This is a genomic window from Limnohabitans sp. Jir72 (assembly GCF_003063575.1).
Lineage (GTDB): Bacteria > Pseudomonadota > Gammaproteobacteria > Burkholderiales > Burkholderiaceae_C > Limnohabitans_A.
The window spans coordinates 1-12,186 of the sequence record NZ_NESC01000007.1 but is presented as its reverse complement, the minus strand read 5'-3'; the positions used below and the strand labels follow the sequence as shown (position 1 = coordinate 12,186).

Annotated in this window: 9 protein-coding genes; all 9 read left to right on the top strand. The window is 50.9% G+C overall.

Annotation, left to right across the window (positions count from 1 at the left end):
• Positions 1-16 precede the first annotated feature (16 nt).
• Positions 17-5,188, top strand: a complete 5,172-nt coding sequence (locus B9Z52_RS10820) for a choice-of-anchor D domain-containing protein (RefSeq protein WP_108413876.1) — start codon at positions 17-19, stop codon at positions 5,186-5,188.
• Positions 5,189-5,258: 70 nt separating this feature from the next.
• The gene (gene gspG / locus B9Z52_RS10815; protein WP_108413875.1) at positions 5,259-5,693 is read left to right on the top strand and encodes a type II secretion system major pseudopilin GspG; all 435 of its coding nucleotides are present in this window, start codon (positions 5,259-5,261) and stop codon (positions 5,691-5,693) included.
• The gene (locus B9Z52_RS10810) at positions 5,635-6,345 is read left to right on the top strand and encodes a lytic transglycosylase domain-containing protein (protein ID WP_233251925.1); all 711 of its coding nucleotides are present in this window, start codon (positions 5,635-5,637) and stop codon (positions 6,343-6,345) included. Before gspG ends, B9Z52_RS10810 begins: the two co-directional genes overlap by 59 nt.
• Before the next feature lie 45 nt (positions 6,346-6,390).
• Complete coding sequence (locus B9Z52_RS10805; RefSeq protein ID WP_108413874.1) at positions 6,391-7,398, top strand: hypothetical protein; 1,008 nt, start codon at positions 6,391-6,393, stop codon at positions 7,396-7,398.
• Between the two features lie 39 nt (positions 7,399-7,437).
• Positions 7,438-8,628 carry a type II secretion system F family protein gene (locus B9Z52_RS10800; protein WP_108413873.1) on the top strand — a complete coding sequence of 397 codons (1,191 nt, stop codon included), beginning with the start codon at positions 7,438-7,440 and terminating at the stop codon, positions 8,626-8,628.
• A 16-nt stretch (positions 8,629-8,644) separates the two neighbouring features.
• Positions 8,645-10,315, top strand: coding sequence for a GspE/PulE family protein (locus B9Z52_RS10795; RefSeq protein WP_108413872.1), 1,671 nt, complete (start codon positions 8,645-8,647; stop codon positions 10,313-10,315).
• A 31-nt stretch (positions 10,316-10,346) separates the two neighbouring features.
• The gene (locus B9Z52_RS10790) at positions 10,347-11,087 is read left to right on the top strand and encodes a hypothetical protein (protein ID WP_108413871.1); all 741 of its coding nucleotides are present in this window, start codon (positions 10,347-10,349) and stop codon (positions 11,085-11,087) included.
• A 4-nt stretch (positions 11,088-11,091) separates the two neighbouring features.
• Positions 11,092-11,634, top strand: coding sequence for a hypothetical protein (locus B9Z52_RS10785; RefSeq protein WP_108413870.1), 543 nt, complete (start codon positions 11,092-11,094; stop codon positions 11,632-11,634).
• Positions 11,627-12,178 carry a hypothetical protein gene (locus B9Z52_RS10780; protein ID WP_108413869.1) on the top strand — a complete coding sequence of 184 codons (552 nt, stop codon included), beginning with the start codon at positions 11,627-11,629 and terminating at the stop codon, positions 12,176-12,178. The genes B9Z52_RS10785 and B9Z52_RS10780 overlap by 8 nt, the downstream gene beginning before the upstream one ends.
• The last annotated feature ends 8 nt before the right edge of the window (positions 12,179-12,186 follow it).

The window sequence follows — 12,186 nt, the reverse complement described above, 5'->3', positions numbered from 1 at the left end:
CACTGAGTACCAAACCATGAAGTACCTGTTTTCCATGAAGTCCAGGTGGCCGCAAATGGCGGCCCTTGGACTGATGCTGGGCGTGCTATCGACCAGCGTCAGCGCGCAGCAGGCGGGGTGTACCTACCCGCCCAACCCTGCGTACAACAACACTTTGCCGATTTCGCCAACGAATCCGCAATTTTTGGTCACGCCCTACAACGGAACCTGGACGCCCCCGCTTGGCGCTGCCGGTTACAACCCGGGTGTCAACTACTGCATTCCCAACTTCTCGGTGAGCCCGCCGCTCAAGAAGTTTGTGGACGCAGTGTCTGGTGTGGGGCCGTTGAACGCCAACAAGCTTGGGCAATACATTCCCTTGGCCAAGCCCGATACGACCACATTCCCCGGCAACGACTACTACGAGATCGGCCTGAAGCAGTACACCGAGCAAATGCACTCGAACTTGCCTACAGGTGTTGCGGCCACCAAGCTGCGGGGCTTTTACCAAAAGAATGGTACCGATCCCAGTAACCATTACCTTGGCCCGATGATCATGGCCAAGCGTGGCAAGGCAGTGCGGCTCAAATTCTTCAACGAGCTGAATCTCTCGAGCGCCCTTAATGGTTATTTGCCTTTGCCGATGGACCGCAACCTGATGGGTGCGGGCATGGGGCCATTGGCCGCCGATGGGGTCACGCCTTGTGACCCGATGGTCACCAACACCTGTGCCAATTATTCAGACAACCGTGCGGTCATTCACCTGCACGGCGGCTTGACGCCTTGGATCAGTGATGGCACCCCGCACCAGTGGATCACGCCTGCAGGCGAACCCGCTGTGTACAAGAAGGGTGACAGTTTCCAGAACGTGCCGGACATGATCGGTACAGGTCCTGGCCAATTCACGCCTGCACCCAACGACGGCATTGGCACGTACTATTACACCAACAACCAAAGCGGTCGTTTGCTGTTCTACCACGACCACTCCTTGGGCTTGACGCGTTTGAACGTCTACGCCGGCATGGCCGCACCGTACCTGATTGTGGACCCGGTGGAGGACCTGTTGATGACAGGCGGCACATCGGGATCGTTCACGATCCCGGCTGGCGTTTTGCCTGACCAATCAAACCTGCTGAGTAGCACAACCGGCAGCGTCGCCGAATACAAATACGGTATTCCGCTGGTGATCCAGGACAAAGCATTCGTCAACGGCGACATCAACGGCACCGGGGCCAACGGCACCGCCACGCCTGGTGGGCTGCCCACCAACGGCGCAACAGCGGGCATGCCTGCCACCAAGGACTCTGATCCTTTGTGGTTCAAGCACGTCAACAACTCCAAGCACGGCGACCTGTGGTTGCCGCACGAGTATTTGCCCAACGAAGACCCCTTCAACACTTGGTATGACCCGGCTACCAACAGCTACGGTGCCAACCCGATGGGTCGCTGGGACTACGCGCCGTGGATGAACCCGCCCGCAGTGCCCATGAACGATGTGTTGCCATCGCCCACGGCGATTCCCGAGACCTATGGTGACACCATGCTGGTCAACGGCACGGCTTTCCCGTACATGGAATTGCCATCGACAGCGGCGCGCTTTCGCGTGCTGAACGCGAGCAACGACCGTTTCTTGAACTTGCAGATGTATTACGCATCGACCAAGGATGGCGTGCTTTGCCGAGGCGACTTGCCCAATCCGGTGACTGACCTGTCATTGTGTACAGAAGTCTCGATGATTCCGGCCATGGACTACAAGGCGTATGCCGGTCTGACCGTGAGCGTCGGCAACATGACGATCGATACGGCCTCAATGCCTGCGTCTTGGCCAACAGATGGTCGCGCCGGTGGTGTGCCTTACTGGGCGCACAGCGGTCCCGACATCTTGCAAATTGGCAACGAAGCGGGTTTCCTCGCGCAGGTGGCTCAGTGGCCTTCGCAGCCCGTGGACTTTGACCACAACACGCGCAGCGTGACCTTGAACGGCATCACCAGCCGTTCATTGATGCTGCCTTCTGCCGTTCGTGCAGACGTGGTGGTGGACTTCTCCAGCGTGCCTGCTGGCTCGGCGCTGATCATGTACAACGATGCGCCAGCGCCCATGCCTTTGTGGGACAACCGCAACGACTACTACACCAACGACGGCGATCAAACCGACGGCGGCGGTGCACCCAACACAGAGCCAGGCTACGGTCCGAACACACGCACAGTGATGCAGTTTCGCATCACGGGCGCGCCAGCAACGGCTTCGGCATTCACTTTGGCCAAACTGAAGTCTGAATTGCCCAAGGCATTCCTGCTGGCCCAAAAGCCACCGCATGTGCCGCAGACCTTCTACCCGAACGCGCTGGGCGTTGTGCCCAACACTGCAGTGACCAACGTTTACGCCAACGTGATGGACGAGTCGCTGAACATCTCGGGCACAAAACAGACGGTCAATCGCGTGGTTGTGACCGCGCCAGGCCAAAGCTACAACAAAGCACCGACAGTCAAATTGTCTGGCGGCGCTTGCGTGGATGCCAACCTCAAGCCAGCATTCCCAACGGCCACCGCATCGCTGGACGGCCTGACGGGCGTGAACTTGGTGACCGGCGGTACAGGCTACACAACGATCCCCACAGTCACCATCACCCCCGCAGTGGGCGGTGGCGGTGCGGGTGCCACAGCCGTGGCCACAGTGACCGGCGGCATCGTCACCGGCGTGTATGTGACCAACCCGGGTTCGGGCTACTTGTTGGCACCGACCGTGACCATCACGGGCGGCGGCGGCACGGGTGCCACAGCCACCTCCAACGTGATCACCGGCTCGGTCGGCTCGATCACACTGGGCGCTAATGCTGGCACCATCAATTGCCTGAGCGCACCTTTGGTGACCTTGGTGGCTGGCAAAGGCAACCCTGGAACGGGTGCGACTGCTGTGACCACGCTGACCGGTGCCTTGGTGCTGGACGGCAAGAACCTGATTGAAGGTTTTGACCGTGAATACGGCCGCATGGACGCGATGCTGGGCTCTACGCCCAACCCGCTGACCCCTGTCATGGGCGCAGGCCCTGTGGTGGGTGTGGCGTACTACGTGGACCCACCGACAGAGGTGTTGACGGGCAACACGACGTACCTGTGGCGCATCATGCACATTGGTGTGGACTCGCACGCGATCCACTTTCACTTGTTCGATGTGCAGCTGATCAACCGTGTGGACTGGACAGGCGTGATCAAGCCGCCATTTGCAGACGAATTTGGTTGGAAAGAAACAGTCCGTACCAATCCGTTTGAAGACATCATTGTGGCGCTCAAGCCCTCGGCAACGGACATGGCATTGCCATTCACGATTCCTAACAGCTTGCGTTTGCTGGATCCGACAGTGCCAGCGGGCTCGACGGGTATCTTCAGCCCCGTGGCACCGCCACCGGGTGTGGCCGCAGTGGCGCAAACGACCAACGTGGTCAACAGCTTCGGCTGGGAATACGTGTGGCACTGCCACTTGCTGGGTCACGAAGAGAACGACATGATGCGCCCCATCGTGTTCTATCCGGAGATGCCAACAGGGGGTCTGAATCCTCAGTCGCTGACCTTTGCGGCAGCGGCAGTGGGTTCGACCAGCGCGGCGCAGACGGTCACGCTGACCAACTCGGGTGTGATGCCATTGGCCATCAGCGCCATCAGCTTCACGTCCAACACGGGTGCTCAAAACGACTTCCAGCGCAACCCAACACCAGCTCCTGGTACAGGCGGCTCCTGCCCAACGTCCGGTAATTTGGCTTCGGGTGCAAGTTGCACGATCAGTGTGCTTTTCAAACCGTCCACATCAGGTGCTATCACCGGTACTTTGACGGTGACCGACAACAGCATGGGCCGTGCAGGTACCCAGCAAAATGTGTCCTTGACCGGTGCAGGTCTGGCCCCAGCGGTCACGCTGTCGACCACTGCCCTGAACTTTGGTACCGTGAGCATCAACGGCACATCGCCTGCACAGGTGGTGACACTGACCAACTCCGGTGGTGCGCCACTGGGCAACATCGCGATCACTTCGAGCTTGGCTGACTACGCTGTGGTGGCAGGTGCTGGCACCTGTCCTGTGGCACCAGCCACACTCGCAGCAGGTGCAGCTTGTAACATCTATGTGACACTCAAGCCTGCTTCTGCTGGCACCCGAGCTGGCACCTTGACCATTGCAAGTGCAGCCGGTCCTCAAACCGTGTCCTTGACCGGTGTGGGTGCTGTGGTGTCTAACGCCAGCTTCTCTGTCTCGGCAGTGAACTTTGGTAACAACAGGCTGGGTGCGGTTGCGGCCACTCAATTGGTCACTGTGACCAACAACGGTGGTGCCAATACAACACTGAATGTGGCTGTGCCGACAACTGCTGCGCCATTCTCTGTGTCGGGCTCTGTTTGTGCATTGGCTCAAAACGCCTCTTGTTCCTTCACCGTGAGTTTGAACACCAACGCGGTGGGCACTTATGCTCAAAACTTGCAGTTCACCACGGACACCGGCGGTAACGCCAACACGGTCCAGTTGATTGCATTGAGCGGTGTTGTTGCTGTGCCACAAGCGCAGTTGACAACCGCTGCTGCGACATTCGGCCCAGCTGCTGTGAACTCGACGACCACAACAACGGCTACCCTGACCAACACCGGTGTGGTTCCTTTGGCATTCACCTCCATTGCCATGAACTATGCATCGGGTACCAATGGTGTCTTGACGCAAGCCAACACCTGCGTTTCACCACTGGCTGCGGGCGCTTCTTGCCCGATCACGGTGTCGTATAAGCCTACGGTCGGTTTGTCTACGGACAAAGCCAACTTGGTGGTGACCGATGACAACGGTGGCACTCCAGGTACAACACAAACCATGGCATACACCGGCACTTCTGCAGCGCCAGTGCCAATGGCTGGTTTGGTGGGTACTTTGAACTTCGGTGCGGGTGTGGTGGCTTCGGGCGCCAAATCAACACTGGTCGCCACCTTGACCAACAGCGGCGCAGCTGCTCTGACGATTGCCAGCATCGCGACCGCTCCTGCAGCCGGTGCCTACACCGTTCTTGCTAAAACATGCGGTGCGACCTTGGCAGTTGCTGCAAGCTGTACCGTGACTGTGCAGTTTGCGCCAACGGCAGCCAAAACCGCTTACACAGGCACCTTGACGGTGACCGACAACAGCGGCGGCGTTGCCAACTCCAAGCAAACGCTGACGATCTCTGGAACTTCTAAATAAGTAAACCAGCCTGATATGCCGCCTTCAGATCTTCTGAAGGCGGCATTATTTTTAGCCCTTGATAAATACCATGATCAAACGCAATTTAAAAAGTAACCGATCTCGTCACCGTGGCTTTACTTTGCTTGAGCTGTTGGTGGTGATGGTCATCATTGGTTTGCTGGTCGGTTATGTTGGACCACGCTATTTTTCTCAAATTGGAAAATCAGAAACCAAAGCAGCCCGAGCGCAAATTGACGCTCTGGAAAAGGCTTTGGATCAATACCGCATAGATACGGGGCATTACCCTTCCAGCGATCAGGGATTGGCCGTGTTGAATGAACGCCCTGCCAATGAAGTGAATTGGGCGGGACCTTATTTGAAGAGAGCTGTCCCTATGGACCCTTGGGGTCGTCCTTATCTTTACAAAATGCCAGGGGAACATGGCGAAATTGATTTGTCCAGCCTTGGAAAAGACGGACAACCTGGGGGTCAGGGAGATGCTGCTGACGTCAGCAATTGGTGATTCACCGCGGATTTGCCAAGAGATGTATTTGCGATTTGCCTTATTTTTAATGGTTGACGTGCTGATGCTTGTGCCAACAGCATGGGCTGATTCCTATGCGTACAACGATGTATCGACGGGGGTTATCCATTTGACCGATCGTCCCTTGTCAAACGATTACGAGTTGTTGTTGAAGTCACCGGCAGAACTGGTGTCAGGCAACGAGACGAAATTGAATCAGTCGAAAATGTTTTTGAGCCGTGGCGTTCGAAGAAAAGAATTGGAAGGCCTTGTGGCTGCCGCCAGCCATCAGTCAGGTGTTCAGCCAGAGCTGTTGCATGCCGTCATTTCTGTGGAGTCTGATTACGACCAGAACGCCATGTCATCCAAAGGTGCTTTGGGTTTGATGCAATTGATGCCTGAAACGGCTCGACGTTATGGTGTGTCCAATCGTCGCGACCCGGCTGAAAATCTGATGGGCGGTGCACGTTATTTGGCTTATTTGCTGGCTATTTTCAACCAAAACGTGAAGCTGGCTGTGGCTGCCTACAACGCTGGTGAAAACGCCGTGATCAAGTATGGTTATCAAATTCCGCCATATAAAGAAACAGAAAATTATGTTAAAAAAGTATCTGTTTTATATGAGCAATATCGCAAATCATTGATTCAATGATACTCATTTTTCAAAATTAACTGATCTCAAAGAATTCTTTTCAAAATGTCTAAGAAAATTATCAATGCTGCTTTGTTGTCACTCGCTGCCCAAGCAGGTGTGGCTGCCACTGCTTGGGACCCGGTCAGTGCTGGTTTTTACAATCCTCAGACCTCCTCACAAGTTGTTTTCAAGTTTTTTGAAAACTGGAAGTCGATCATGACAGCACCCGATTGCAGTGCTGCGGCCATCGATAACAAGACCGCATCCAAGCACGGCATGAAAGGTTTGCGCCTTGGGGATATTTGTTTGATGCCTGCTGACATTCGCATGCAAGCCATGCGCACCATTTTGACAGCGATGACAGCCGATCAAAAGCGCTTGCAAGACGCACAAAAGCAAGCGATTTCGGACGGGAAACTCAAAGAGTGGGAGTCCGAGCTGAATCAAAAACACGTCAAAATGCTGAAACAGGGCGGGGGTGTGGGTTGGATCACCGAAGAAATCGCAGTGGCACCCGATGACAAGATTGCTTTTGAAATCTCGACGTTTGTCCCGGCCAGCAAGAGGGCTTATCTTTCATGGATCAGGCGGACTTACTGCGCTGCTGCAGAAGAGTCGCTGAACACCGATGGGCCGTTCTACGCCGCATTGTTGTCTGAATATGGGCAACCGACCGAGACCATCTCTGAGGGACAATTTCGCGCTCAGCAATATGAATTGAAAATGGCCGAAGCGACCAAATTGGCTGACAAACAAGAGACCCTGGCTAAAACAGCCGAGGAAATCGCTGCAGTGAAGTTGCTTCGTGATGAAATCAAACTGCTCGATCAGATCAAAGAATCGGAAAAAAATAAACCAAGCGGCGCCAACAATCCACCCATGGCACATCAATGGAAATTTGATTCTTACATCGTTTCCATCAATCGCTCAGGTGAATGTGAGGGCAAACGTCCACGTTTCGTGTTCCGACTTTCAGTGCATGGTGCTAAAAACTCTCTTTTTTCTGATTTGAGCAAATCCAGTTTGGCTGCGGTCAAGAAAATCAAACAAGCTGAATCTCCTAAAAAATAAACCGCGATTTAAAGACCACATCGATTCAATCGATCTGACATGAACTTCAATGTCAAAGTGATCAATCACCAAGGCCAAATCACGTTTGTTGATGTGGTGGCGACAACACGCGAACAAGCGCAGGAGCTGGCCCAGCGTGACGGCTTTAAGGTGTTGTCCATTCAGGTGTCGCGCGCCTTCAAGTGGCCTGAATTCAAACTGTCACAGAATTTCATGCTGTCTGTATTCAGCAAGGAGTTACTCGCCTTGTTGAATGCAGGCATGAGCCAAGTGGAGTCTCTGGAGACCTTGATCGACGAGAAGTCTTCTCAGGACACCAAGCGCATGCTCAAGGACATTCTCAATACGCTGTATGAGGGCCGGACATTGTCTAAAGCCTTGGAGTCCTACCCGGATCATTTCCCTAAACTTTATGTCGAATTGATCCGTGCGAGTGAGAAGACAGGCAGTATCACGGACACCATCAGTGAATACATCAAATATCAGGAAAAAATCGATACCCTGCGCAAAAAAGTCATCAATACTTCCATTTATCCGGCTATTTTGATGATCTCGGGCTTTCTGGTATTTTCTTTCTTGATGTTTTATGTCGTGCCAAAGTTCAGTGAAATCTACCAGGACATGGGACGAGATCTGCCTTTCTTTTCCAGAATGTTGATGGAATGGGGCGCATGGCTTGGCGAGAATTCAGCTTTGTTTTTGACCTTTTTCACAGGACTTGTGATCTTGATGGTTCGCCAAATGAGAAAGCATGGCTTTCTGTCGTCGATATTGCAGTTGTTCAGCAAAATTCCCATGGTGGGTGAGCAGGTTCGTGTGCACCAATTGGCCTTGTTTTACAGAACGATCAGTATTTTGCTGAAAGCAGGTATCAATATTGTTCCGGCCATGGTTTTGCTGGAAGGTATTTTGAAGACCGATATGTTGCACAGCGAGCGCAAAGCCCGGCAAGCCATTTCTGAGGGTAAATCGGTTTCTGTATCGATGCAGGATGCCGGATTGACAACACCCGTAGGCTACAAATTATTGCGTGTGGGTGAGAAGACAGGCAACCTGGATGAGCTCACAGAACACATTGCGGACTTTTACGATGAAGATGTCTCGCGTTGGCTTGATTGGTTCACCAGACTGTTTGAACCCTTGTTGATGGCCGTGATTGGCATTGTCATCGGCGGCATTGTTGTTGTGATGTATTTCCCGATTTTCGATATTGCAGGCAACCTGCAATGAACCTGATGTGCATCAAATGACTGTATTGACATCCCTTGAAATTCGACAAGCACGGAATGCTGCCCAGCAATCCGGGCGTCCGATCATCGAAATCATGGCCGATTCGATGAAGAAGGATTCCTACCAGGCCTTACAAGATCTGGCACTTTTATTTGATTATCCAGTCATGGATAACTCGAATATGAATTTGATGGATCCGGCGTTCGATTTGCTGGATTATCCAACCGCTAGCCAATTGGCCGCTTTGCTGTTCAGAGAAAAGAATGGTCAAGGCTTGATTGCATTGATTTCTGATCCGTTCAACGAACAAGTACAGCGCAGGTTGGAATCGATTGCGGGTCATGCGGTTGCCTGGTATCTGGCGCATCCTGCAGATATTGCTGCATTCTTGGCTTTGCATGAAGAGAGCATGCGCGCATTGGATGCAGATTTTGACAACGAAACGTCAAATCAGGATGCAGGCAGCAAGGTAGAGGAATTGTCGATTCTCTCCATCAGTGAAGACACGAGTCCAGTGGTCAAGTTGGTCCACTCTACGCTTTACGATGCATTGAAACAGGGCACCAGCGATATTCACCTTGAATGTACCGGCAGCGGTTTGACCATCAAATACCGCATTGACGGTGTTTTGATACCTGTGAGTTCGGTGCAAGGTGTTCATATTGCTGAACAAATCATATCGAGGATTAAAGTGGTATCTGAGCTGGATATCAGTGAAACACGAACGCCGCAAGATGGTCGTATGCGTGTTTCTATGCGCGGTCGAGAAATTGACCTGCGTGTCTCGATCATGCCCAGTATCCATGGTGAAGATGCCGTACTTCGAATTCTGGACAAGAAAAACCTTTCAGAAGAGGGCGGTGGCCTGAACTTCACCACATTGGGCTTTGATGATCAGTCCATTTCTGTGATGAGGAAAATGTCCAAAGAGCCTTACGGCATGTTGTTGGTGACTGGACCTACGGGTAGCGGCAAAACTACCACACTGTATGCCGCGATATCAGAAATCAATACAGGCCAAGACAAAATCATCACGATTGAAGATCCTGTTGAATATCAACTGCCAGGTATTTTGCAAATCCCTGTCAATGAGCGAAAAGGTTTGACTTTCGCGAGAGGTTTGCGCTCGATCTTGCGTCATGATCCAGACAAAATCATGGTGGGTGAAATTCGTGATCCGGAAACGGCCCAAATTGCGATTCAATCAGCGTTGACTGGACACCTTGTTTTGACCACAGTGCATGCCAACAATGTATTGGATGTGATTGGTCGATTCATGCACATGGGCATTGATCTTTACAGTTTTGTATCTGCCGTCAATTGCATCATGGCGCAAAGGTTGGTGCGTATCATTTGCCCCCACTGCAAACAAGCCCATCGGCCTGATGATGAAACATTGACGGCTTCCGGTCTTGATCCTCTGAACGTTTCAGATTTCTCATTTTTTGTTGGCAGAGGCTGTGGGCATTGCAGGGGAACAGGTTTCAAAGGGCGCAAAGCGGTGTCTGAAATCATGATTCTGACCGATGAGATCCGCGAGATGATCATTGCACGTTCGCCATCGAGGCAAATTCGTGATTTGGCCCGAAATAATGGCACCGTTTTTCTGCGCGAGGCGGCGCTTGCGCTGGTCCGCACCGGACAAACGACACTGGGAGAGATCAATCGTGTCACATTTGTTTCCTGAAAAGGTCACGGTTTGGCTGTCGATTGACAGCATGACTTTCATCAAGTCGAGCCGCAAAAAAACACAAGAAAATTCATGTGTGCTGGTCATGCCCTTTGATCAAAATGATGCGCTGAAAAGCATTGATCGAGCCTTGGACCAATACAAAGAGAAACATTCTCGAGCAGCCAGATTGACAGTGGTGGTGTCGAATGTTTTTGTTCAGTATTTGTTGCTTGAATCACAGTCAGAAATCAAGTCCTTTGAAGAAGAGCGTGTGTATGTTGAATACAAATACCGTCAAGTGTTTGATCAACTTGCAAGTACTTTGGAGTTCAGTTGGGATACCGGTTTGAATTCTCGCTCGATTTTTTCGAGTGCAATTCCTGAAAAATTAATTTCTTCTCTTAAGGACAGTTGCAAGCGTCATGGATTTGGACTTGATTCGGTTCAGCCATACCTGATGGTTCTGTTCAACAGAGTTTTTAATAAACCGGAAAATAAAACACGCTGTGCCGTGATAGAAGGAGGCCAGTTCATTTATTTTGAAATTGTGAACGGCCAGTTCTTGCGCTTGCATCAAAGGTATTGTCCTGAAGATTTAAATGCACATATTGATGTATTACTTCAGCGTGAAAACTTGCTGAGCCATGTAGAGCAGGACAGTTCAAAGATGGTGGTTTTTACAAGCTCTAATAATTTAAAGATCAGCCATTCATTGGCGAGTGTACATTACTTCACGCCAGAGAATTTAATAATGCACAAAAAGAGTCATGATCTGACTGTTAAATGAAATCATGAAATCATTGCAACTGGATTTTTTGCGTGGGCAAAAGAAGACGAACACCATGGAATGGGTCGTCTTGGCTTTTCTTTCGATCTTCACAGTATCTTCGTGTATTTATGGTTTTGGCTTGCTTGAAAATGTGAAGCTGTCAGAGGCCAAAATTGAAAGCATGGCTTCGATGACGGCCAAAGAACGCCGTAAAAATGTGGAGTTTTACGACAAGCCAGCTCAAATTGCTGAGGCTTTGAAGATCGGTGAACGTGTATCAAAACAGTTGAACACGCCCTGGGATAAATTGTTTTCAAGCATTGAATTTTCTCAATTCAAGGATGTGGCTGTTCTGGAAATCAGCCCTGATGCAGCAGCATCCAAAGTCAGGATAAGCGGTGAAGTGAGAGATCAAGATGCTTTGCAAGACTACACAAAATCTTTCTGGAAAAATCAGAATTTTTCTGGTGCTTACTTGATCCGTCAGAAGATCAACGATAAGACGCCTGAGAACCCCATTCAATTTTCATTGGATCTTGTCTGGAGCGGTGCAAAACATGAATAAGATCATCATTTCTGATCTCAAATTGATGTGGATGCGCAGCAGTCATGGCGCGCGTCTGATTGCACTTTTCCTGATTTTAAATATTCTGCTTGTCTTGTTTTTTGTGATTCCATTGTATGAGAATAAAAATCAATTGGAATTAAAAATTTCTCAACTGAAAGTCACGGCTGACAAACCGCCTGTCCTTAATGTTGTCACTCAATCTGATCCACTTGAGCAATTGGCAGAATTTGAGGCTGGCTTTCCACTTGAAAAAACCATTCCTGACATTCTTGGTCAAATCAATGATATCTTGTTGCAGTCAGGTTTGAAAATATCTGAAGCTGAATATCGTATCGTTGATTTTCCTCAAAGCCGTTTGAAGGCTTATCAAATCACCATGCCGATTCGAGGACGCTATACTCAAATTATTGACGCCTCATTGATGATTCTTAATCAAATTCCAAGTATTTCATTGAATAATATTTCCTTTCAAAGGAAATTGATTTCCGATGGTCAAACTGAAGCAATTTTCTCTATGACTTTATACTTGAGGCGTATATAAGTAAAGCA